We start from the raw sequence: 23374 nt of genomic DNA, 5'->3' as shown, positions 1-23374 counted from the left end.
TTGCCGATCCGAAACAAAACTTCTATGTAATCGTTCATTACTTTCAATATTGTTTCTGCTAATTTGGTGCTTAATCTTGCAGCGTATTACATACACTAGTTGTCCATTTGCAATTCCCGATTATCTTAACTAATTGTTGATTTTTTGTGTCGCAGTATACCCACACTTGAAGGCAACACCCTTTACAAATGTTATTAATGTCTGTCACACCCCGCACGAGTGGCGGAAAGTTGATGCGGGGATACTCCTTGCACCAAACTTTTCAAGACGTTGAAGAAAAAAAGATAAAACATTGCAACTTATCTTTTACAAGCAAAAACTCCTATAGTTATCTAGCAAAAGAAACTGTTTACTGACGCATTATTTACAATCAGTTTGCGTAAATTACTACTGTCATGATGCAGGCAAATCACAGAAGGCTAATTATACACTATCACGTTAAAGAACTTTGGGTTTGATAATTGTTTCGATGTAAAAAAATCATTTTTTTTGAGTAACTACTTAACCGAATATTATGTTCAAAAAGCTTTCTTCCAGTCAAGAAAAAATCCCTAGTGCTATAGGTAATAAAAATGATAGCTCTTTTGAAAAATTTGCTACAAAAAATATACCCGCACCGATATGGCGCGATCACGCTACACTGCGCTATTGCTTTTTTGCTAAATTTACGGTATTCTCAGCCCTTGCAATAATTTTAAATCTGACAGCTAGTTCCATTGCTAAAGCTGAGCCTGCAAATAATATTAAACTGATGCCGCAGTCAAATCAACCATCGGTCGTATCGACTTCCAAAGGATCATTTTTCTCTGGCACTCAAATATCTGTTAACGGTCGCTCTTTTCGGGGAACTTGGCTGCAACCAAAGCAAAAAGGCAAAGCATCAATAAGCACTTATCTAAGTGATGGAGCGCTGCGATCGATAGGGGTCGATTTATTAAATAGTAACAGTCCGCAACTGCAACCAGTACAGTGGTTTTCTGCGTTATCCAAGCCACAGGTATTAAATGGTTTCCTGGTGCAGGGATATCGCTATTTAGATATTACAAAATTTGCTCAACAAGCAAAATGGCAAGTAGAAACAAAAGGTAATATCTTAGAAATTTCTACACCGATCACAAAAGTCGGAAATATTAATCTAGACAAATCATCTCAACAACGGGTAATTGTAGATTTAGACCGTCCCACACCTTGGAAACTAAATCCGGGCGCTTTAATTAAAAAACCCGAACCCATACCTCAACTGCCAACATCTAAACCCGATCTCCTAGAAGATTCTCAAAATGTTGTCATAGAAACGAATACTCCTGCTGCCAAACCACAACTACCTGCAAGAGAGTGGACAATTACCATTGATGGAGTTGCAGACGGTAATTTAGTACAGCGTTACACTCCCGCACCGCCAACTCAACCCATATTAAATAATATTCTCAACAAGATACCGCTACCATTTTCTCCACAACCAACTCCAGAACCACTTATTCAACAAGTGGAAGTAGTCAACAATCAAACTATCATTCGACTTGCAGTTCCCTTCGGCTTAGCTCCTCGCATCAGCACAACAAGCGCACCGCATCGTTTAGTTATTGATGTACGTCCGGATGCTTTAGTCGAACGCTCAATCGATTGGGCTACAGGATTGCGCTGGAAACAGCAGTTTGTGTCCTTGGGTAAGGAAAGCTTTCCGGTAGTATGGCTAGAGATTAATCCCCGCACTTCCAAAGTCAAAGTTAGACCTGTCACGACCAACCAAGATCGACAAGAAGGTACCGCACCCCTAATTAATACCGCTCAAAAATATCTAGCAGCCGCTGCAATCAACGGTGGTTTCTTCAATCGTAAAAACCGCTTACCCTTGGGTGCAATTCGTCGGGATGGTCAGTGGCTCTCCGGCCCGATTCTGAACCGAGGTGCTGTTGCTTGGAATGATGCCGGACAATTTTACATGGATCGGCTTTCTCTACAAGAAACTTTAGTTATTCCTAATAATCAAAGCCTGCCAATTTCTCATCTCAACAGTGGATACGTACAGCAAGGAATAGCGAGATACACTTATCTGTGGGGAGAAACTTATACACCCCTTACTGACAACGAAATTATTGCGATCGTTCAAAACAATCAAGTTACCCAAAAGTATGCAGGGAAGCAAGCTGGAGTTGGGGCTGTACCGATTCCCAAGAACGGCTATCTACTAGCTTTTCGCGCTGGTGCCGTCAATGAGGCCGCAAAATTATCGATTGCAACTCCTATAAGCATTGTCAGTTCGGCTGTCTCTCCACAATTCAACCGCTATCCCCAGATTCTAGGAGCGGGACCATTGCTAGTCAAAGACAACCAAATTGTTCTTGATGCCGAAGCTGAAAAATTCAGTAAAGCCTTTGCCGAGCAAAAAGCTATTCGTAGCGCCGTTTGCACTACCTCAAACGGAAACCTCATCATTGCTGCGGTGCATGACCGCGCCGGTGGGACTGGACCAAACTTGACAGAACACGCCCAATTAATGCAGAAATTAGGCTGCGTCAACGCTCTAAATTTAGACGGTGGTAGTTCAACAAGTCTTTATTTGGGAGGACAATTGCTCGACCGCTCCCCCGACACCGCCGCCAGCGTTCATAACGGAATTGGGATTTTCTTACCACGTCCCTGAGAGGGGGACAAGGGGAGATAATTCGCAATTCCCAATTCCACTTAGTAATATTTACTGTATTAGTGATTCCGTACTTTTACGTAACAAACGGCATAAATCACTAATAATTAAAAAGTTTTTAAAGCTTGTGAAAAGCTGGCTTTACAATTTATGAAGACTTTGTGTAAACATACCATTCTCGCGACCTGTTGATTACACCGTAACAATTGACTTTGGTATGTTTGGCTAAGGTGGACTCAATTGCAGACAATTACGGTTGCAATATTACGCTACTTTTTCCCAACAATAGTTAAGAGTACTAGCGGATTTTTTTTATGTCTTCAAACGAGGTAATTATGGCTCAATTCCAAGAAACAGCAGAAACAAGCGCACTGACGCGACCCCCATCTGTTACTCCTAGAGGCGTTGCTGCAACTGAGTTACGCCCTTGGGGTTCTTTTACAATTTTGGAAGAAGCACGCGGTTATAAAATCAAGCGTATTGAAGTTAAGCCTGGACATCGCTTGAGCTTACAAATGCATCATCACCGTAGCGAACACTGGATTGTCGTATCTGGTACTGCTAGAGTCACCTGTGGCGACGCAGAAATCGTATTAAGCAATAATCAGTCTACCTACGTTCCACAATGCACCACACACCGCTTAGAAAACCCTGGCGTAATTCCCTTAGTATTGATTGAAGTGCAAAACGGGGAATACCTAGGAGAAGACGATATTGTGCGTTATCAAGACGACTATGCTCGTGCGGAAAAATAAAATCAGGGATAGCTTGCCAAAAGCCGATAACTCTTAAGAAAGTCATAACTTTCATTTAAAAATATATTGTGTTCGTCGTTTAAACCCCGCATGGGAACTTCCTGTTCTCGGCTTGATTTCCGTGCGGTACTTCTTTTGAAAAACCTGGTTCTTTGATTATGCGATCGCAATTTCTGTAAAATAATTAATGTGAATTTAAAATCAAAAATTCAATATCTTGTTTTTTCATGATCAAAATTTCTCAAGCAGCAGCGGATGAAATACAGCGATTAAAATCAAAGCAGAAACAAAAAAATCTTCTATTTAGCTTAGCCGTCAAACCCGGTGGTTGCTGCGGTTGGTTTTACGATATGGCTTTCAAAGACGAACAAACATTCACTGATGGCGATCGCGTTTTTATCTGCAATAATATTCAAATAGTCATCTCCACCGAAACCTTAGAGCATATTCGAGACTTAACTATAGAATATTCTGAAGACCTAATGGGCGGCGGTTTTCGATTTTACAACTCCCAAGCAAATAGCGTTTGCAGCTGCGGTAATTCTTTTTCAGTGAGCAGCGAGCAGTAAGCAGTTAACAGTCACTAATGCCAATCAAAATTTTTACCGCTTTTAATTCAGGTTGGAAACCCCGGATTTATCCTTGGACTATTATCCCTAGGCTGTTGACTTTGGTAGTATTTTCATGACTATTCATGCAAATTTTGTGCTTATATCTTGTACCTTGTTCTCAGTCAGAGACTGGGAAAAAATTGCATGAGGCTCTGCCTCAATCAATGCCCAAAAAATCACAACATTAAAAAAATCTAAAAATCCCCCCAAAATTTTTTATAATCTTTTAGAAAAAGAGATATAATTAGGATTTGTTAAAAGTTAGACAATCAACAGCTTGATATGCTGTAACTCATGCCAACAATACAGCAATTAATTCGTAACGAGCGTTATAAAGCGCGTCAGAAAACAAAGTCCCCGGCTCTGAAACAATGCCCTCAAAGGCGGGGCGTTTGTACAAGGGTTTACACAACAACTCCTAAAAAGCCCAACTCCGCTCTCAGAAAAGTAGCAAGGGTAAGATTGACTTCAGGATTTGAGGTTACGGCCTATATTCCAGGAATCGGTCATAACTTGCAAGAACATTCAGTAGTGATGATTCGCGGCGGTAGGGTAAAGGATTTGCCTGGTGTGAGATACCACATCATCCGTGGAACCTTAGATACCGCCGGAGTTAAAGACCGTAAGCAAAGTCGTTCAAAGTACGGAACGAAGCGTCCGAAAAAAGAATAGTTATTGCTGTTCAATTTGCCGCAGAATACATTTGTCGGTCGCCAAAAAATGCACTCGTATAGTTCGTATAACCGGACAAGAGCGCTTAGTGCCGTTGAAAGTTAAAGTTCTGCTTCCCATTGAAGGCAAAAGATCGAAGGTTCTAAAAGTCGAAAGTAGTTTACAACACTTGAATGTGTTTGTAATTTGTCCTTGTAGTTTGCATCGTGTTTTGTTAGTAAAGCTGCGATCGCGGTCTTGCTAACAACTACACGACAAGTATGATTGTAAGGGCATGACGGTAGACCGGAGGAAAATACTCGAACTATAAGACGTTTTGGATTTCAATTTAGATATCAATATATAAGTGATAATGCTTGAAGGCTATGGTTGGAGCGATTTATTCAACTATTTAGATAAAGAGCGTTCTCAGTATACTGATAAAGTTGAGAAAGTCCACGGCAACAGCGAGTTTAACTTTTTGATTAGTTCGGGTTTTTAGATTCTATGCAATTGCTTGCTTAGAATTAGGAAGTTAGTGTTCCAATCGTTCTTAATTATCTACGACCACAGGCGCAATTTCGTCTAAAAGTTGCAAAACCGACGGTCAGATGTAAAAGAAATCGGAATACATACTATATAATTCCCGGAGTATGAAAAAGATTTATCTGTAGTTGCTCTAATTGAATTAAAGGTTAAGTATGTCTCGTCGCGGTGTTATTCAAAGGCGTGCAGTTCCGCCTGATTCGGTTTACAACAGTCGCTTGATCAGTATGACAATCAGGCGAATCATGCGTCATGGCAAGAAATCTCTTGCAGCGCGGATAGTTTATGAAGCAATGAAAATCATTGAAGAAAGGACTGGTAACGACCCTACAGAAGTTTTTGAAAGGGCAATACGCAATCTGACCCCATTGGTGGAAGTAAAAGCTCGGCGAGTTGGTGGAGCCACTTACCAAGTACCAATGGAAGTTCGTTCGGAAAGAGGCACAACCCTCGCGCTGCGTTGGCTGGTGCAGTATTCCCGTCAGCGTCCGGGTCGAACAATGGCTTCTAGACTGGCAAACGAATTAATGGATGCGTCTAACGAAACAGGTAGCGCAATTCGCAAACGGGAAGAAACACACCGAATGGCAGAAGCAAACAAAGCTTTTGCACATTATCGTTACTAAGTTAAAGGTAGATATATTGCCTTCGTGGGTCGGTGGTATATCATCTTTATTGCTATAAATATGACGGTTTTAGGTTCATAGTATAGAAACTTCTCGTTTTGGTAATATATCAAGATATCTGTACGACGAAAATCATAGGAGGCAGTCGTGGCACGTACCGTCCCGCTAGAAAGAGTACGCAATATGGGTATTGCAGCTCATATTGATGCGGGTAAAACAACAACAACAGAAAGAATACTGTTTTACTCCGGCATCATTCACAAAATAGGTGAAGTTCACGAGGGAACTGCCGTCACCGATTGGATGGCACAAGAACGGGAACGGGGAATTACTATTACTGCTGCTGCAATTAGTACCAGTTGGAAAGACCATCAAATTAACATTATTGATACCCCCGGTCACGTGGATTTCACTATTGAAGTTGAACGTTCTATGCGGGTATTGGATGGTGTAATTACGGTTTTATGTTCTGTGGGCGGCGTGCAGCCTCAGACTGAGACTGTTTGGCGACAAGCAGACCGTTATAAAGTACCGAGAATTATCTTTGTCAATAAGATGGATCGCACGGGCGCAAACTTTTATCGGGTTTACGAACAAGCACGCGATCGCCTGCGGGCTAATGCCATTCCCATTCAGTTGCCTATCGGTAACGAAAGTGAATTTAGCGGCATTATTGACTTGGTAAAAATGCGTGCCTTTGTTTATAACAACGACCAAGGCACCGATATTGAGGAAAGCGATATACCGGGCGAAATGCAGGAGATAGCTCTTGAATATCGAACCAAACTTATCGAAGCAGTAGCTGAAACCTCGGATAGCTTGATGACCAAGTATTTCGAGGGCGAGGATTTGACCGAAGAGGAAGTAAGTCTTGCCTTACGCACGGGTACAATCGCTGGAACTATGGTGCCGATGCTTTGCGGTTCGGCATTCAAAAATAAAGGCGTACAGTTATTACTTGATGCAGTAGTAGATTATCTGCCGTCTCCGTTGGATGTACCTCCAATTCAAGGTCTGTTACCGAACGGTGAAACTGTTGAAAGACACGCTGATGATGAATCTCCTTTATCGGCTCTGGCTTTCAAGATTATGGCTGACCCCTACGGTCGTCTGACATTTATTCGAGTTTACTCTGGTGTGCTAAAGAAAGGCAGCTATGTGTACAACTCCACCAAAGAGAAAAAAGAACGAATTTCCCGCTTGGTGTTAATGAAAGCAGATGACCGACAAGATGTCGAGCAACTATCTGCGGGAGACTTAGGGGCTGCGGTGGGCTTGAAGTATACCTTGACAGGTGACACGCTTTGTGATGAAGGTTCTCCAGTGATTCTGGAATCGCTTTATATTCCCGAATCAGTAATATCTGTAGCGGTTGAACCCAAAACCCAAAACGATATGGAGAAATTAGGCAAAGCACTGCAATCACTTTCGGAGGAAGACCCAACCTTCCGAGTCAGCGTTAACCCCGAAACCAATCAAACAGTGATTGCGGGAATGGGGGAACTGCACCTAGAAATTTTAGTAGATAGAATGCTGCGAGAATTCAAGGTAGAAGCTAACGTTGGTGCGCCGCAGGTTGCCTATCGGGAAACAATCCGCAAACCAATTAACGGAATTGAAGGTAAATTCATCCGTCAGAGCGGTGGTAAAGGTCAATACGGTCACGTAGTTATAAACTTGGAACCTGGAGAACCCGGAAGCGGTTTTGAATTCGTTTCTAAAGTTGTTGGTGGTTCGATACCGAAAGAGTATATTGGACCTGCCGAACAAGGAATGAAAGAAACCAGCGAATCCGGTATTATAGCTGGGTATCCGTTAATTGACGTTAAAGCAACGTTGGTTGATGGGTCTTATCACGATGTAGACTCTTCGGAAATGGCTTTCAAAATTGCCGGTTCAATGGCGATGAAACAAGCGGTAATGAAAGCTTCACCAGTGCTTTTAGAACCGATGATGAAACTTGAGGTAGAAGTACCCGAAGATTTTCTTGGGGATGTCATAGGAGACCTCAACTCTCGTCGCGGTCAAATTGAAGGCATGGAGTCCGAAGAAGGCTTAGCCAAGGTAACTTCTAAAGTGCCATTGGCAGAAATGTTTGGTTACGCAACTGTTATTCGGTCAAAAACCCAAGGTCGGGGTATCTTCTCGATGCAGTTTAGTAACTACGAGGAAGTGCCTCGCAACGTGGCTGAGGCAATCATCGCGAAAAACAAAGGGAACGCATAGTTAGAAAAGGAAACGAGGATACATGGCACGCGCAAAATTTGAAAGAAATAAACCACACGTTAATATCGGTACTATTGGCCACGTTGACCACGGTAAAACCACGTTGACAGCAGCCATCACCATGACTTTATCCGCCTTGGGTCAGTCTGCGGCGAAGAGGTACGATGATATTGACAATGCACCTGAAGAAAAGGCACGGGGTATTACGATTAATACTTCCCACGTTGAATACGAAACTGATTCTCGTCACTACGCTCACGTAGACTGTCCCGGACACGCTGACTATGTGAAAAACATGATCACTGGTGCAGCCCAAATGGACGGCGCTATTCTTGTCGTGTCTGCTGCTGACGGTCCCATGCCCCAAACCCGCGAACACATTCTCCTAGCAAAGCAGGTTGGTGTACCCAGCCTCGTAGTCTTCTTGAACAAGCAAGACATGGTGGATGATGACGAATTATTGGAGTTGGTGGAGTTGGAAGTCCGCGAGCTTCTTAGCGACTACGATTTCCCCGGTGACGATATTCCTGTAATTTCAGGTTCTGGTTTGCAAGCTTTGGAAAAAATGATTGCTAACCCCACCATGAAGAAAGGTGAAGACCCCTGGGTAGATAAAATCTACGATTTGATGGAACAGGTAGATGCTTACATTCCTACTCCCGAACGTGCTGTAGATAAGCCCTTCTTAATGGCAGTAGAAGACGTATTCTCTATCACTGGTCGCGGTACTGTCGCAACTGGTAGAATCGAACGCGGAAAAATCAAAGTTGGTGACCAAGTTGAACTGGTTGGGATCAGAAATACTCGCGCCACCACCGTAACTGGGATCGAGATGTTCAAGAAGAGTCTCGATGAGGGTATGGCTGGAGATAACGCGGGAGTACTACTACGCGGTATGCAGAAAGAGGATATCGAACGTGGCATGGTAATAGCAAAGCCCGGTAGTATCACTCCTCATACTGACTTTGAAGGCGAAGTATACGTTTTAACAGAGAAAGAAGGCGGTCGTAAAACCCCATTCTTTTCCGGTTATCGTCCTCAATTCTACGTGCGTACCACCGATGTAACAGGCTCGATCAAGTCCTTCACTGCCGATGATGGTAGTGAGGCTGAGATGGTAATGCCTGGAGACCGCATCAAGATGACTGTAGAACTGATCAGCCCCATTGCGATCGAACAAGGAATGCGCTTTGCAATCCGTGAAGGTGGTCGTACCATCGGTGCTGGCGTAGTTTCTAAAATCGTTAAATAGTTGAACGTGGATTTCAACTAAACAACGAGCAGAGATGATATAATGCATCTCTGCTTTTTACCTGTCTTATCAGTTGGAAAGAGAAATAATCAAAATCCGGAAAGTGACTTTTTTGGCTTTGATTTGACTCGTATATATTTGATATACATTTCCAATTCTCCCCCGTACAAACAACCAGAACCAGGAAAACTGAACAAATGGCTACTTTACAGCAGCAGAAAATTAGAATTCGTTTAAAAGCTTTTGACCGTCGCTTACTCGATACATCTTGCGAAAAAATAGTTGATACCGCAAATCGTACCAATGCAACAGCCATTGGACCAATACCTTTACCTACAAAACGCCGTATTTATTGCGTACTTCGTTCTCCTCACGTAGATAAAGATTCGCGAGAACACTTTGAAACCCGCACCCATCGACGCATTATCGATATTTATCAACCTTCCTCTAAAACCATTGATGCTTTGATGAAACTAGACTTACCTTCGGGTGTGGACATTGAAGTCAAGCTTTAATTTATTGATTAATTGTAGTTATTAGACAACTATCAATCGATAAAAAAACAATTGACATCATATACCGCAGTGTTAATAAATATTGATTCACCCCTTAGAAAAATTTCTAAGGGCTTTTTATTCGCGCCTCAAAACGAGTTTACGATAAAATATAAAGAAAATAGGGTTTTTTCGACAAAGAAATACTTTTATGTATAGCAAAAATATTAATTACGGTAAATATGACATCCTCTTCTAAAATTGCAGTTCGCGAACTACCTTTGTTTCCGTTACCAGATGTAGTTCTATTCCCTACCAGACCATTACCCCTACATATCTTTGAATTTCGCTATCGAATCATGATGAACACGATTTTAGATAGCGATCGCAGATTCGGGGTATTAATGGTTGACCCAGCCAAAGGTACGGTCGCTAATGTTGGCTGTTGTGCGGAAGTTATTCATCATCAACGTTTAAAAGACGATCGAATGAAAATGCTAACTCTAGGACAGCAAAGGTTTCGCGTTTTAGAGTATGTTCGTGAAAAGCCTTATTTTGTTGGGCTAGTTGAGTGGATTGACGATGAAGAATCAAACTTAGATTTACGACATGAAGCATCTCAAGTAGAACAGCTATTGCGTGATGTTGTCAGACTTAGTGCCAAGTTAACTGAGCAAAATATCGAACTACCGCAAGATTTACCAGATTTACCTAAAGAATTATCTTATTGGGTAGCAAGTAACCTTTACCGTGTTGCTCCAGAGCAACAATTATTATTAGAAATGCAAAACACTGCCGCTCGTTTAGAAAGAGAAGCAGAAATTTTAACTTCTACTCGCAATCATTTAGCGGCTAGGACTGTTCTTAAAGATACATTAAATCAAACGTTGTAATTGATGATTAGTGATTGATTATTGATCAGTAATTAAACAGAATTTATTAAACATAAATTTTTTGTTTTAAGTGAGTTTGGTATTTTAATCCAAACTTTACTAACCTTTAACCTGATAATATAGGAGTTAAATTATGAGTTAAAACATCAAAACAGCGATTCTGTTGATAAAACATTATAGCTGCCAAAAATTTTGAGGATTTCCGTGTAATTGGATAATTCAGCTAAAGCAGATTGCATTTTTGCTGAAGAAGCATTTGCTTCTAAATCTATAAAAAACAAGTATTCTCCCAGAGAACGTTTTGTTGGACGCGATTCGATCCTGCTAAGGTTAATGTTTTGCTGGGCAAAAATTTGTAAAGTTTTCACTAATGCACCAGGGTTATTTGCTGGGATGCTAAATGCTAATGAAGTATAAAAATCTGTATCTTTTAACACTTCATGATTAAGATCGCGATATGCGGTTTTGCCGGAGTTTTGTATATCGCGCTGACTTATTACCCAAAAACGAGTGTAATTTTCGGGGTAATCGCTAATACCTTTTGCAAGTACGGGTAGATTATATAATTGCGCGGCTCTATGTGATGAAATAGCAGCTGTAGCTTCAGTATTTTCTATTTGTTGCAGTGCTTCGGTTGTAGAATTAGTAGGAATTAACTGTACTTCAGGGAGAAATCTCTCCAGCCATTTTTGACATTGAGCCAATGCTTGCGGATGAGAATAAACAGTTTCGATACTATTTAAGTCTTGAGAACAGGAAATTAATGTGTGAATAATAGGCATAACCATAGCTAGCTGAATTTGCAAGTTATTTAGCTGCCACAGGGTATCTAAGGTGATAGTAACTCCTCCTTGAATAGAATTTTCTACAGGTACTACTGCTAAATCAGTCTGACAATTAGATACAGAATCAAGTGTTTGAAAAATACTTGAATAAGGACGCAAGTAAGCTTCTGTATTAGTGGTTTTAGTTAGCCAATTGACGTAATATAAGGCTGCTTGTTCTGCATAAGTACCCGCAGGTCCCAAATGTGCGATTGATATCATGTTTTTATACTTAGTTACTTGTGTTGGCTTGAAACTGAAATCTTTTTGGTTCTAATATGTTGTTAATATTTAAAATACCAAACAAAATACCAAATTTATTACCTTAAATAGATACTACAAGTAGCAAAAATTTTTATAATCAGTAAAGAGTGTAGAGTTTTCACAAAAATAAAAATCTATATTTTTGTTAAAAAAACCTAATTATCGACAAATTATTGTTGCTTAACTATGGCTACTAAATTTGAAGCCTGTCAATCTGTAGAAATTCCCGTTCCATACCAGCCTATTCCAATTAAGCATTACCTACGTCAACCCGAGCGTTTGGTTAATGCATTAGTTGATTCTAGTCGGATTGAGCAGTTAAGTCCGGAAGTTTTCCGTTTAAAAATGCGCCCTTTAAGTTTTATCTCATTGAGTATTCAACCAATTGTAGATATGAGAGTATGGGCTTTGGCAGATGGAACAATACTTTTGGAATCAGTAGGTAGTGAAATTCGCGGAATAGAATACATTAACCAACGTTTTCAATTAGATTTAAAAGGTCATTTATCAAGCTACGATCGAGAAGGAAATACTTACCTTAAGGGCATAGCAAATTTAGAAGTCAAGGTAGAATTGCCGCCACTTTTCTCTTTTACTCCTAAATCAATATTGGAAGCTACTGGTAACGGCTTACTTAAAAGCGTATTAGTTACAATAAAGCAAAGATTATTACATCAACTGTTAGTTGATTATCGGCATTGGGTAGAATCGCATTCCCTAGATAGCTATCCTGACGATAGCAATGATTTTACGGTTTTAAAACCTGAATAATACTGCTTGATGGTATTTTTAATATTTTGGTTTTTCAGTACCTAGATTAAGAAATGAAAAATTAGAATAAAGCTTTGAAATACTTACTTAAGGTAAATTCGATAAGTTTTTGAGCCTGAAACTATTACCCAATATACTTATTAGAAATATCTGGTGGGGTGAGAAGTCGGGTTTTTGCAACATTTGTCTTATGTTACGATATTTAATCCTAAAAACCCGACTTGTGATGACTGTGGGTTAATCTTTATTCCCTACTCCCTGTTTAGTTTCTGCCCAATTTGACAGGGACGGAAAGATTTACGATGCAAGCGCGAGGAACCGTAATTTTGTAATGCTAATAAATGTTTCTGACTACCGTAACCCTTGTTTCTGACTAAATCGTACATTGGATATTTTTGTGCAAGGCGAATTATTAGTTGATCGCGCCAAACTTTAGCAACAATACTGGCAGAAGCTATTGTCAGTAACCGAGAATCTCCTTTAACTATTGTTTCTTGCGGAAGTAATAAGTCTTTTATCGGCTGATTCCCATCAATTAAACAAAGTGCAGGCTGTACCTTCAATTTTAGAACAGCCCGCTTCATTGCTAAAAGTGATGCTTGCAGGATATTAAAAGAGTCTATTTCAACCGTAGTTGCAAAACCAACTTTCCAATCTATCGCAATATCAAAAATCGAATTAGCTAACTGATTTCTTCTAGAAGCAGATAGCTTTTTACTATCTTTAATCTTGGTTGTGAAGAGTTCGGGCAAACTATTAATATCTGGTAGAATGACGGCTGCTGCTACCACTGGACCAAACAAAGCACCTCTCCCCACCTCATCTACACCTACAATTGGTCCTTTCGTATTGCGATACGTAGAAAATTCTAGCCAATTTTGCTCGAAGGGGAGTGTTCGCTTGTCGATCGGAGCGATAACTTGCCTAATTTCTACCATAATGGCGATTAAATCCTAATTATTCACAGAAGAACGACGACGACGGCGACGTGTGTCTGCTATTTTGGTTTCTGCTTCGTTATTGTCTATAGTTTGATTTGATTCTATTGGTTCCTCTTCGATTTCTTGTTCGATTTCTTGTTCGACTTCTTGTTCGATTTCTTGTTCGATTTCCTCTTCTATTTCCTCTTCTATTTCCTCTTCTATTTCTTTCTCGACTGTAACTTCATTACTTATTCTTACCTTTTTGGGGATGGGAGTAAGCGAGTATGATTCTTCTTCCTCAGTGCTTACTTCATCTTCACCAGGTGGAACAATATTAATGATTACAGATTTTTCATTTTTAAAATCTTTGTCAAATTTCTTTAAAGGTGTAACGCCCATTAAAGCGTAAACATCTTGTTCCTCGGGTGTCATTTCTACCGAAACAATTTCTGGCGGTTCAAGTACTCCTTTAACCGATTCTACTCTAGTTCTACTAGTACGTTCGGGTCTTTCAGTCCATCCTTTGCTTAAACCTGATGGACTATCAGATCTTCTTGTCAGTTCTGGTTCGGAATCGCTGTCTAAGTCATCATTGATTAACGTTAACGGATTTCCATTAGTCCGTGGCTCATCTTTATCAGTTACTCCATTAACTCCCCCCACGCGACGACGACGACGACGTTTACTACTATCGTCGCCTAATTCTTGATAGCTGGGATGATTTAGCAGGTTTAAGTTGGCAAAATCCGCTTCTCTTTCGTCCCCTGAGTCTGCGTATTCACTAACTACTTCCCTCGGCTCGCTTAAACGAGGAGCAGACAAACGCGGTTCTCTTTGGGGTAAAGGTACTACACGTTCTGGTAATTCTGTTGATGGTGGTGCAATTCGGGATTCGTTTTCCCCCGGTAGATGTACAATATGTCCTAAACCACCGCAGGTAGGGCAAGTTTCTCCAAAAAGCTCGTAAATATTTTGACCTTGACGCTTGCGGGTCAGTTCCACCAAACCCAATTCGGTTAACTGAGCAATTTGCGGACGGGCTTTATCTGCTTTTAAGGCCTTGTTAAAATGTTCGAGAACCTGTAGTTGGTCTCGCCGTGATTCCATATCAATAAAATCAACGACAATTACTCCGGCAATATTACGCAAACGCAACTGACGAGCTATTTCTGTTGCGGCTTCGCAGTTTGTCCACAATACAGTTTCTCTAGCAGTTGCCGAACGGGTAAACGAACCAGAGTTGACATCTATTACCGTTAGCGCTTCTGTTGGCTGAATAATAATATAGCCACCCGAAGGTAAATCTACTCTTGGCTTAAGAGCTTCCTTAACGGCGGCATTAATCCGGAAATATTCTAAAATCGCAGTGCGATCGCGGTGATGGTCAATTAATAAGCCTTGCGGTACTTGTCCGCCGCTCCAGTTCTGTAAATACTGCTTTACCCGCTTCAACCCGGTACTAGAGTCTACTACAATCCGGTTGACATCGGCACCATACATATCCCGCAAAACACGCTGGATAAAGTCGTCGTCTCGGTTGAGCAAAGCTGGAGCGCGACAAGATTGGGCTTGCTCGCCAACTGACTCCCATTGCTTCTGTAGCAATTCTAAATCTTCAATAATTGCTTCTTCGGGCTTTCCTTCTGCTTCGGTACGGATTAACAAACCCATTCCTGCGGGCTTTATCAATATTGCTAAGGCTCGCAAACGATTGCGTTCGTTTTCGTTCCTGATCCGACGGGATAAGTTCACGCCTCGTCCGTAGGGCATCAGCACTACGTAGCGCCCCGGCAATGTAATGTTTCCAGTGAGTCTTGGTCCTTTCGTACCCGTCGGCTCTTTCATTACCTGCACCATGACTTTTTGTTGTGGTGCTAATAATTCCGTGATTGCCGCTGACGAGCGCCTAAGTCTTAGTGGTCCAAGGTCAGTTACATGAATAAAACCATTCCGTTCGGGGTCGCCAATATTTACGAAAGCTGCATCTATCCCAGGTAGTACATTTTCTACTATTCCTAAGTAAATATCACCAATTTGGTGATGACCAGTAGCTACAACAAGTTCTTGTATTTGGTCTTCAGAGAACACCGCAGCAATTTGATGCTGTTCGGCGATGATAATTTGTTTCGGCATTCAATTTCCTCAAAAATTGGCAGCTCAAATATTCGGGGAGGGGTTGTTTTCAATCTACCCAGCCTTCCCCTTGCAAGACGCTGCTGTAATAAAATTGCACTTACAAAGCTCAAATAAACACGAGCTATTCACACTGTCATTGCGTTTACGCAACCTACGAATTCCAGAACGGTTGCATATAAATTAAATCGCCCGTTCGTGGTTAATTTGCAATCCCTTACCCGTCACCACTGATGTTAGGTAAAGGTCGTTACGTTATAAATCATCAAATGCGGAAGAAGAGATTGAACGAAGCACTTACAAGTCAGGACTGATTCACCTTCGTAACCATAAAATTTGAGAGAGCATTCTTTTATCCGCCGATGCTTCATCTGGGATAATCACCCAGCATTTTGCACACTAGTATAGAAAGCTTTAGCACCCGCACATGGGGTTAGTGAATCAGTTCGTTCCGTTGCAGCGCCAGAAAAATTCTCTTCATCTAATTCTAACGCAAGGTCGTAAAAAATCAATTCCGAGTTGATGTTAAATTCAAAGGCATCATAACTATAGTTGCCCTAAAATTATTCAACTGCCAAAATTAGCTTGCTCCGATGTATATGCAGCAGATCGAATTCTGTTGTCGTTACAAATTCAAGCATAAATGGAATTTGTTCCGGACGCAATAATGTACCATCATTGCGACAAGATCCCACATAACGCAATCGAGCAGCATTACTCGGAGTCAGTTCTTGTTTACTTTCGATAAATTCTAGCTCAAATAAACGTTCGCGCAGATTTACCGTTTTGATTTTGCCTTTTTTGGTTTTATGCTGTATCCAAATTTCTTCTTTGGCAATGATAGCATCAACCCAAGAAAGCCATTCAGATGAACTTGCTTCTCTACTACAGCTTACAGTTATCAAATACTCAGCTTTTTCAAGAACTTGAGATGCGCTGTTTGATTTTACATCTAAGACTACTACATCATATATAGGTATACCGTTCGGTAATGAAGAAATCAAATCGTTTCGGAAAGTATCGACATCAATCACGCGCGTTAGTTCAAAATCTACAATTTCACTGTTGCTAGTAGCTCCTAACGTTAAAGCGTTTGCTATCGATATCCTTGGTTGTGGATTATACCCACCGCTAAATGATACTGGTAATCCCGCTCGCCGCACGGCTCGGTCAAAAACTCTCATCAAATCTAAATGACCGACTAATGCCATATCATCCTGCTTCCCAAACCATACTCGTAATCGTTGAGCCTTGGTAGTATTGGGAACAAAATCTCCAGCAAATTCCGGAATCGGCGGCGGTGGAACTACGATATTATGACCAAAATCGGTGCCGCAAACGCCACAATGCGAGCAGCCATCAAAGGAACAATCAGGAACGGTGGCTGATAATAAGGCGCGTTGCAAATCTTCCTTAAGCCACTTTTTATCTATTCCCGTATCTATATGATCCCAAGGCAACGGGTCATTGAGGCGTTCGTCTGCGCTGCCTTCCATCAAATTCCATTCACCACAAAGCACTTGGCGATATTTCCAGTCTAAACCAGCTTCGGCGATCGCAATTTCCCAAGCTGCAAAAGCTTTATCTAAATTGTCAAACCAGGAATCCATACCCGCACCTAATTCCCAAGCACGACGCACTACGGTAGCTAAGCTTCGATCTCCTCTACCGACGAAATCTTCCATTGCCGAAATCCGCACGTCAGTGAAATTAGCTTTGACTGCCCGCATCTTCCGAAATTCTTGCCGCAGCAACTCTTGCTTGCGCTTAAACTCGGTGGTCGAAACTGAGTGCCATTGAAATGGTGTATGAGGTTTGGGCGTAAAGTTGGAAATTGTTAAGTTAAAGTTCAAAGGTCTTCTACCCTTTGCCCAACATTCCCGCTTTAGCCAGCTTACAGTTTGAGCGATACCGAGTACATCAACATCTGTTTCGCCAGGTAAGCCAATCATAAAATATAGCTTTACCTTAACGAAACCTTGTTCCCAAGCTGTTTTTACCCCCCTTAACAATTCTTCATTAGTCAAGCCCTTATTAACAATATCCCGCATCCTTTGAGTACCGGCTTCTGGAGCAAAAGTCAATCCGCTTTGCCGCCTTCCGCCCAAAATATTGGCAATATTTTCATCAAATCTATCTACTCGTTGGCTGGGTAAAGAAAGGGAAATATTTTCGTCTTTGAGACGATTCCTAATTTCCATTCCTACCGAACTTAAAGCTAAATAATCGGAACAGGAAAGGGACAACAAAGAAAATTCATTGTAGCCAGTTTGACGCATTCCCTCAGTTATTGTTTCTATAACCGTATCGGGTTCTACATCCCGCGCCGGACGAGTTAACATTCCTGGTTGACAAAATCTACAGCCTCTGGTACAGCCGCGCCGAATCTCTATAGTTAAACGGTCGTGTACGGTTTCTGCTACAGGAACTAACCCGATGGAATAAGCTGGTATGGGAGTAGCAACCCGCCGTATAATCCGTTCGGGTACATCTGGACGGTTGGGATGAACCGAACCATCGGCAGCCATATCGTAAAATTGCGGTACGTATACGCCAGGTATTTGTGCCAGATCCAGCAATAATTCTTGTCGGCTTAAATTTGCTTTTTTACCTTCTTCTAAAACTAAACCGATTTCCGGCAATAGTTCTTCACCATCTCCCAGAGCGACAAAATCCAAGAAGTCAGCATAAGGTTCGGGGTTGGATGTCGCGGTTTGGCCACCTGCAAAAATTAAAGGATAATCTCCGACCATCCTTTCTTCCCAACTTAAAGGAATTCCAGCTAAATCCAACATTTCCAAAATGTTGGTAGCTCCTAATTCGTAACTCAGGCTAAAACCCAAAATATCAAAATCAACTAGACTCCGCTTTGACTCTACTGCAAACAAAGGTGTTTGAGTTGCTCTTAGTTTTGCCGTTAAATCCGCACCTGGTAAATAAGCGCGATCGCACAGCTGACGGGGCTGAACATTCAATATATTGTAAAGAATGATATGCCCTAAATTAGAAGCACCAACTTCGTATACTTCTGGATAAGTTAACACCCAGCGTATCGTCGCCGTATCCCAAGGTTTATGTTTTGCTAAAAGCTCATTACCCAGGTAACGGGATGGTTTTGAAATATCCGACGTAATTAATTTATCTACTGCAACAGCCACTATGCTATTTTCTAGCTACTTTTAAGTACTTACAGCTACTCACTTCTAAGATTAGCATTGATTTGTGGTTGTGATATCAAAATTGGATTGCTTTTTTATCTAAATTTGAGCAAACGCTCTTAACTTATTTTTACCGCAGCTAAAACCGGGTTTTTGTTGGGAAATATACTTAGATGCTATTAGCTGCTTAAAATTTTGTTATTCTCAAAGATTTCAAAGACTTTATCTAATTGAGTCAGTTCAAAAATAATTCTGTGAGAGGGAGAAACGGAGCAGAAACAAAGACGTTGTTCTAATTGCTTCGCTTTTTTTACTCCGGAAACTAATGCCATTAACCCTGCACTGTCGATCAAATCAACTTTTTCCAAGTCTAACAATACAATCGTATTACTAACTTGACTAAGTGCTGCATCCAACTCTTGTTCGAGTTTCACGGCATTCACAGCATTTAAAGACTCTTGGGGTCGAACAATAGTAATTTTAGGATTATCTAGTATCGCTTGCATAGTTAGTTCCTAATTTAAATATTTTTTCTTGGGGGATGGATGTATTCGACCATAATCTTTTTTTTATGGCATCGACCATTCGTATTACCTCTCTTTGTAGAATCTTTATTGCTACACTGGTTCTCCTTAAAGATTGTCAGAATACTCAAGGTAACTGTAGCTAAATATACTTTTTTATAATTCAAGTTCAAAAATAATCTATATAACCAGCATGACTGCTTGCTGGGTAGGTCAAAAAATATCTATAAGTTTTAGCTATTAAGCAAAGCGGACTAATTGTCGCAAGCGTTAATTAAACACAAACAATCCTTATTTTTTCCTTAATCATTGGCTTGTTTCTCCTGAAGATGACAAGCGACTTGTCTGCTATATATGTGATCCAAACACTATTTATGGAGTGATTTGGATCACGCTTTATACTTAAAAACATCTGGGATAATTGGTATTAAATACATAATGGTTGCCGACTATGAAAACTAAGTACGCGATTCGTCAATTAGTTGAAAGGGCTTTGTTTATCAAGAAATTAACTCCTGAGATAGAAAATGAAATTAATTCCGAGCTTACTCAAATGGGTTACATTTCGGACGTTGATTATGAAGCATTAGAGCTTTTAATGGCAGAAATGGACGCGGGCAGAGTTAAGCTGGTTCCCAGTCTTTAATAGTATTGTTATTATCAAGAAATTTACTTTTCCCAATATTGAAAATTGAAGTTGAGATCGGCTATTTTTGTCAATGCTGATTAAACATAATCCTCTACGGTGTTACAACAGGCTTGGGTATTATAGAGTTTGTCCGCCTTGAAATTTTTTTATTGAGATAATAATAAGTTTATTTTTATTCATACGGTATTGAGTGCGATTGGCTGCGCCGAACTCGCTTCAATTTTTAATCGCACTCGTCATTCTTGGTCTTGAAAAAATATGAGAAACCGATCTGCTAATCTTCTCAGTACAACCTAATGCGATCGCTTATCTTGATTCGCTTGCCAAAATTGCTCAATAAACTGATAAAGCTGTTGCGATCGCGTTCGAGATAATTCAGGTTTTGGTTCTTTTGCTAAAATTTGACTGTATAGCCCAATTACTTGTGTATCTAAAGCTGGTTGAAACAAGTTTGTTGACCATAGCAAATCGTTCGCAGTCCGCAAATCGTGTACTTGCAGTGATTCGCACTCCTCAGTAACGAGCAATAAAGGACGCACCCAAGACAAATCTCGTTCAGCCACTATTTGAATAACCTCTGTATATAGCCTGCTGTTGCCATATTCTAGATAAACTATTTGTCCAACTTGAAAATTTGCTTTTATCTCCATATTTATGCGGGTTTAAAGCAGTTCGCTAAGAAATACCTATATATACACTTACTTTATTGTAGCGAATGGGTAAGTCTTACAACTAATTGACACTAGGAAACCTTTGAGCGATCGGCGCGACCGTCCGGGCGATCGCACTATCGTAATTAGTGCTATACAATATTTAAAGCAACTGTTAAGTAAAGTTGAGAAGAAAAGCCTGTTAGTTGTAGTAAACAAAAGATGATTTTAGCATAATAACCGTGTCAGTCGAAACATTACAGAAACCCTCAACAACCCGTAAACCCGCTCCTCGGTACCGTGTTTTGCTCCATAACGACGATTACAATAGTATGGAGTATGTGGTACAGACACTAATTACCACAGTGCCGAGTCTCAGCCAACCCCAGGCTGTCAGTATCATGATGGAAGCCCACACGAATGGATTCGGTCTAGTAATTACTTGCGCTCAAGAACACGCCGAATTTTATTGCGAGACTCTAAAAAATCATGGGTTAAGCAGCACGATAGAACCGGAAGATTAAATTTAGTGAAACTGTTCGTACCAAGTTGCCGTCCGTGTTAAAAGCATGGTAAGGAGACAAGATCTAAAGTATATTTTTGAGTATATTTTTGGTTGTCGAATCTTTACCGATATAAATAGCTTGGTATGAAAATTAACTTAGTTAGTTTAGCTCAGCGCCCTGCCCCCATAAGGTTGGGCTGCTTTATTTTAACTTTATTGGTGCCGTGGTTGCCTTATGCGGCAGCGATTTATATTACAGTAAAGGATGAAAATACCCGCACTATTTTAACAATGGGTATTTTAGCGGTTGAGTTTTTATTTTTACTGCCTTGGTGGAGCAAATATATCCATCAACAATCCTCAGCATTTAGTCATTATGGTTTAGAGTTCACCCGGAAAAATGGAGTAGAGTTACTGCGTGGTGTGGCAATTGGACTAATCAGTATTTTAATCTTATTTGGTTTACAAGGAATATTTGGTTGGTTAGTTTGGCAACAACCTAGTTTTTCCGTACTGCAATTAGTTCTGGAAGGGTTAATTAGCGGTTTGGGTGTAGCTTTCGCTGAAGAATTATTCTTTCGGGGGTTTATATACGATGAATTGCAGCGAGATTACAATCCGAAAATAGTAATCAGCGCAGTTGCGATTATTTTTGCCGTACTGCACTTTATTAAGCCACTATCAGAAATTATTCGTACATCACCTCAGTTTTTCGGATTACTATTATTAGGTTTGGCTTGTGTATGGGCTAAACGCAGTTGTAGAGGACGTTTAGGCTTATCGATCGGAATTCATGGGGGTTTAGTTTGGGGTGTTTACATTATCCAAGTAGGAAAATTGGTGAAATATTCTGGCACAGTTCCTCAATGGGTTACTGGTGTAAATAATAATCCTTTAGTTGGGATAATGGGTTTATTAGGTTTAACATTGTTAGCCTTGTGGACGTACCAGAAACAGTTGAAAGTAGGGAGTAAGGAGTAGGGAATTGGTAATTGGTAATTGGTAATTGGTAATTGTGTTATTTTTTTCTTCTATTCCCTATTCAAAGGTAAGCTGATATAACCCCATTTATCGCCAACTTTAACCCATGCCTGTGCTAGTTTCGGATAAGCCGCATTTTGGTATGACAATAAATCGCTTGCACGGTCAAATTGTGGGGAGATTACGATTTTACCTCTGCGATTAATATAGCCCCATTTGTTTTCAATATTTACTTTTGCCAAACCTTGGGAAAATATGCCAGCATCGTCAAATTGTGGTTTGATAACAACTTGACCTTGCTTATTTATATAACCATATTTACCATCTATCCATACTGATGCGAGTCCATCAGAAAAACTGCTAGCTTCTAAAAAAGATGGTTTGATCTGAAATTTACCCGTGCTATTTATATATCCCCATTTGCTATTATTACTTGCTAATGCTAATCCTTCGGAAAAACTCCATACTTGTTCAAATTGAGGCTGAATAACTAATTTTCCTTGAAGATTAATGTAGCCCCATTTTTTATCAACTTTAATTGGTGCCATATCTTGATTAAAAGAACCGGCATCATTAAATTGAGGCTCGATCGCAAAATTTCCACTTTTATCGATATAGCCCCATTTATTACCCAAATTAACAGGTGCTAACGCTACCTTATCGGCAACCTTGCTTTGCTTATCTATAGCAAAAGACATCGCATTGTCAAATTGGGGCTTAATCGCAAATTTACCAGCTTTGTTAATATAACCCCATTTATTACCCAACTTAACGAGCGCTAGTCCTTGAGAAAAATCCTTAGCTATATCAAATTGAGTTTTAATGGCTAAAAGACCTTTTTTATTGACATAACCCCATTTTCCGCTCATGTTCACCCATGCTAACCCTTCGGAAAACTCTCCAGCAGCATCAAACACAGGTGGGATAATAACTCGACCAGTGCGATCGATATATCCTTCACGGTAGCCAATATATACCGGAGCTAAATCTTCTGAAAATTTGCTTACAGATGTAAACTTTGGCTGAATTATAAAGGTAAAATTGGTATTTTTACTATTCCTTAAACTTTCGGATAATGAATTATTAACCTTAGAAAAAGCCGGTGATACAGATATTAAACAAGAAATTACGGCTAAAGTAGAAATTGCGATTAATCGGTTGCGAGCTACTGAAAAAGTTGCCTTTGATAATACAACCATAAAATTGTGTCAAATTTATCTAGATTTTAATACTGGCATTGACCAGTTAGATCGAGGTTAATAATTTTTTTTGATTTCAAATTCATTACCTAACC

21 protein-coding genes are annotated in these 23374 nt (G+C 40.4%); 14 read left to right on the top strand and 7 right to left on the bottom strand.

The genetic code is table 11. The annotated features are described in order from the left end of the window. The first annotated feature begins 514 nt into the window (after positions 1–514). The 10 genes from VB797_RS06170 to VB797_RS06125 all read left to right on the top strand — a co-directional run bounded on the left by VB797_RS06170 (position 515) and on the right by VB797_RS06125 (position 10698). Positions 515–2644 (top strand): phosphodiester glycosidase family protein, encoded by a 2130-nt coding sequence (locus tag VB797_RS06170; protein ID WP_323236779.1) that lies wholly within the window; start codon positions 515–517, stop codon positions 2642–2644. Positions 2645–2979: 335 nt separating this feature from the next. Further along, positions 2980–3399, top strand: a complete 420-nt coding sequence (locus VB797_RS06165) for a phosphomannose isomerase type II C-terminal cupin domain (RefSeq protein ID WP_323236859.1) — start codon at positions 2980–2982, stop codon at positions 3397–3399. Between the two features lie 227 nt (positions 3400–3626). Continuing rightward, positions 3627–3968: an iron-sulfur cluster assembly accessory protein gene (locus VB797_RS06160; RefSeq protein ID WP_323236778.1), complete on the top strand. Its 342-nt coding sequence runs from the start codon at positions 3627–3629 to the stop codon at positions 3966–3968. 336 nt (positions 3969–4304) lie between these two features. Next, on the top strand, positions 4305–4682 hold the full coding sequence (gene rpsL, locus VB797_RS06155) for a 30S ribosomal protein S12 (RefSeq protein WP_323236777.1): 378 nt from the start codon (positions 4305–4307) through the stop codon (positions 4680–4682). A gap of 352 nt (positions 4683–5034) precedes the next feature. Next, the gene (locus VB797_RS06150; RefSeq protein WP_323236776.1) at positions 5035–5163 is read left to right on the top strand and encodes a hypothetical protein; all 129 of its coding nucleotides are present in this window, start codon (positions 5035–5037) and stop codon (positions 5161–5163) included. 199 nt (positions 5164–5362) lie between these two features. Continuing rightward, on the top strand, positions 5363–5833 hold the full coding sequence (rpsG, locus tag VB797_RS06145) for a 30S ribosomal protein S7 (RefSeq protein ID WP_323236775.1): 471 nt from the start codon (positions 5363–5365) through the stop codon (positions 5831–5833). A 147-nt stretch (positions 5834–5980) separates the two neighbouring features. Next, positions 5981–8059, top strand: a complete 2079-nt coding sequence (gene fusA, locus VB797_RS06140) for an elongation factor G (RefSeq protein WP_323236774.1) — start codon at positions 5981–5983, stop codon at positions 8057–8059. A gap of 22 nt (positions 8060–8081) precedes the next feature. After that, positions 8082–9311, top strand: coding sequence for an elongation factor Tu (tuf, locus tag VB797_RS06135; protein WP_323236773.1), 1230 nt, complete (start codon positions 8082–8084; stop codon positions 9309–9311). 197 nt (positions 9312–9508) lie between these two features. After that, the gene (rpsJ, locus tag VB797_RS06130) at positions 9509–9826 is read left to right on the top strand and encodes a 30S ribosomal protein S10 (RefSeq protein ID WP_015117212.1); all 318 of its coding nucleotides are present in this window, start codon (positions 9509–9511) and stop codon (positions 9824–9826) included. A gap of 221 nt (positions 9827–10047) precedes the next feature. Continuing rightward, a complete protein-coding gene (locus tag VB797_RS06125; RefSeq protein ID WP_323236772.1) occupies positions 10048–10698 on the top strand; it encodes an LON peptidase substrate-binding domain-containing protein in 651 nt (216 codons plus the stop codon). Positions 10699–10844: 146 nt separating this feature from the next. On the opposite strand, the gene pheA is transcribed toward VB797_RS06125, so the two are convergent. Continuing rightward, entirely contained in the window at positions 10845–11744 is a 900-nt protein-coding gene (gene pheA / locus VB797_RS06120) for a prephenate dehydratase (protein ID WP_323236771.1), read from the bottom strand. A gap of 228 nt (positions 11745–11972) precedes the next feature. Here pheA and VB797_RS06115 point away from each other — a divergent pair, with 228 nt between their 5' ends. Continuing rightward, positions 11973–12557, top strand: coding sequence for a DUF1997 domain-containing protein (locus tag VB797_RS06115; protein ID WP_323236770.1), 585 nt, complete (start codon positions 11973–11975; stop codon positions 12555–12557). A 251-nt stretch (positions 12558–12808) separates the two neighbouring features. Here the strand turns inward: VB797_RS06115 and VB797_RS06110 are convergent, their stop codons facing one another. The 4 genes from VB797_RS06110 to VB797_RS06095 all read right to left on the bottom strand — a co-directional run bounded on the left by VB797_RS06110 (position 12809) and on the right by VB797_RS06095 (position 19277). Then, entirely contained in the window at positions 12809–13495 is a 687-nt protein-coding gene (locus VB797_RS06110; protein ID WP_323236769.1) for a ribonuclease HII, read from the bottom strand. A 15-nt stretch (positions 13496–13510) separates the two neighbouring features. Continuing rightward, positions 13511–15613 (bottom strand): Rne/Rng family ribonuclease, encoded by a 2103-nt coding sequence (locus tag VB797_RS06105; protein WP_323236768.1) that lies wholly within the window; start codon positions 15611–15613, stop codon positions 13511–13513. Positions 15614–16176: 563 nt separating this feature from the next. After that, positions 16177–18771 carry a TIGR03960 family B12-binding radical SAM protein gene (locus tag VB797_RS06100; protein WP_323236767.1) on the bottom strand — a complete coding sequence of 865 codons (2595 nt, stop codon included), beginning with the start codon at positions 18769–18771 and terminating at the stop codon, positions 16177–16179. Positions 18772–18950: 179 nt separating this feature from the next. Beyond that, positions 18951–19277, bottom strand: a complete 327-nt coding sequence (locus tag VB797_RS06095) for an STAS domain-containing protein (protein ID WP_323236766.1) — start codon at positions 19275–19277, stop codon at positions 18951–18953. Between the two features lie 469 nt (positions 19278–19746). Here VB797_RS06095 and VB797_RS06090 point away from each other — a divergent pair, with 469 nt between their 5' ends. After that, a complete protein-coding gene (locus VB797_RS06090; protein ID WP_323236765.1) occupies positions 19747–19941 on the top strand; it encodes a hypothetical protein in 195 nt (64 codons plus the stop codon). A 296-nt stretch (positions 19942–20237) separates the two neighbouring features. Here VB797_RS06090 and VB797_RS06085 read toward each other — a convergent pair whose 3' ends face one another. Continuing rightward, positions 20238–20594 carry a hypothetical protein gene (locus VB797_RS06085; protein WP_323236764.1) on the bottom strand — a complete coding sequence of 119 codons (357 nt, stop codon included), beginning with the start codon at positions 20592–20594 and terminating at the stop codon, positions 20238–20240. A 242-nt stretch (positions 20595–20836) separates the two neighbouring features. On the opposite strand from VB797_RS06085, the gene clpS reads away from it, so the two are divergent. Together clpS and VB797_RS06075 are read left to right on the top strand one after the other, a co-directional pair. Further along, positions 20837–21118: an ATP-dependent Clp protease adapter ClpS gene (gene clpS / locus VB797_RS06080; protein WP_323236763.1), complete on the top strand. Its 282-nt coding sequence runs from the start codon at positions 20837–20839 to the stop codon at positions 21116–21118. Positions 21119–21243: 125 nt separating this feature from the next. Further along, complete coding sequence (locus VB797_RS06075) at positions 21244–22080, top strand: CPBP family intramembrane glutamic endopeptidase (protein ID WP_323236762.1); 837 nt, start codon at positions 21244–21246, stop codon at positions 22078–22080. Positions 22081–22130: 50 nt separating this feature from the next. Here the strand turns inward: VB797_RS06075 and VB797_RS06070 are convergent, their stop codons facing one another. Beyond that, a complete protein-coding gene (locus VB797_RS06070) occupies positions 22131–23279 on the bottom strand; it encodes a WG repeat-containing protein (RefSeq protein ID WP_323236761.1) in 1149 nt (382 codons plus the stop codon). Positions 23280–23374 lie beyond the last annotated feature (95 nt).

Source organism: Rivularia sp. UHCC 0363 (assembly GCF_034931125.1).
In the GTDB taxonomy this organism is placed as follows: Bacteria; Cyanobacteriota; Cyanobacteriia; order Cyanobacteriales; family Nostocaceae; genus Rivularia.
This window is presented reverse-complemented; position numbering and strand designations above follow the sequence as displayed.

Coding starts and splice junctions, on each gene's coding strand:
- VB797_RS06110 (WP_323236769.1), bottom strand. CDS start 13,495: ATGGTAGAAATTAGGCAAGTTATCGCTCCGATCGACAAGCGAACACTC.
- VB797_RS06150 (WP_323236776.1), top strand. CDS start 5,035: ATGCTTGAAGGCTATGGTTGGAGCGATTTATTCAACTATTTAGATAAA.
- VB797_RS06125 (WP_323236772.1), top strand. CDS start 10,048: ATGACATCCTCTTCTAAAATTGCAGTTCGCGAACTACCTTTGTTTCCG.
- VB797_RS06160 (WP_323236778.1), top strand. CDS start 3,627: ATGATCAAAATTTCTCAAGCAGCAGCGGATGAAATACAGCGATTAAAA.
- VB797_RS06115 (WP_323236770.1), top strand. CDS start 11,973: ATGGCTACTAAATTTGAAGCCTGTCAATCTGTAGAAATTCCCGTTCCA.
- VB797_RS06070 (WP_323236761.1), bottom strand. CDS start 23,279: ATGGTTGTATTATCAAAGGCAACTTTTTCAGTAGCTCGCAACCGATTA.
- VB797_RS06105 (WP_323236768.1), bottom strand. CDS start 15,613: ATGCCGAAACAAATTATCATCGCCGAACAGCATCAAATTGCTGCGGTG.
- rpsJ (WP_015117212.1), top strand. CDS start 9,509: ATGGCTACTTTACAGCAGCAGAAAATTAGAATTCGTTTAAAAGCTTTT.
- VB797_RS06075 (WP_323236762.1), top strand. CDS start 21,244: ATGAAAATTAACTTAGTTAGTTTAGCTCAGCGCCCTGCCCCCATAAGG.
- VB797_RS06095 (WP_323236766.1), bottom strand. CDS start 19,277: ATGCAAGCGATACTAGATAATCCTAAAATTACTATTGTTCGACCCCAA.
- pheA (WP_323236771.1), bottom strand. CDS start 11,744: ATGATATCAATCGCACATTTGGGACCTGCGGGTACTTATGCAGAACAA.
- VB797_RS06165 (WP_323236859.1), top strand. CDS start 2,980: ATGGCTCAATTCCAAGAAACAGCAGAAACAAGCGCACTGACGCGACCC.
- VB797_RS06170 (WP_323236779.1), top strand. CDS start 515: ATGTTCAAAAAGCTTTCTTCCAGTCAAGAAAAAATCCCTAGTGCTATA.
- rpsG (WP_323236775.1), top strand. CDS start 5,363: ATGTCTCGTCGCGGTGTTATTCAAAGGCGTGCAGTTCCGCCTGATTCG.
- VB797_RS06090 (WP_323236765.1), top strand. CDS start 19,747: ATGAAAACTAAGTACGCGATTCGTCAATTAGTTGAAAGGGCTTTGTTT.
- rpsL (WP_323236777.1), top strand. CDS start 4,305: ATGCCAACAATACAGCAATTAATTCGTAACGAGCGTTATAAAGCGCGT.
- VB797_RS06085 (WP_323236764.1), bottom strand. CDS start 20,594: ATGGAGATAAAAGCAAATTTTCAAGTTGGACAAATAGTTTATCTAGAA.
- tuf (WP_323236773.1), top strand. CDS start 8,082: ATGGCACGCGCAAAATTTGAAAGAAATAAACCACACGTTAATATCGGT.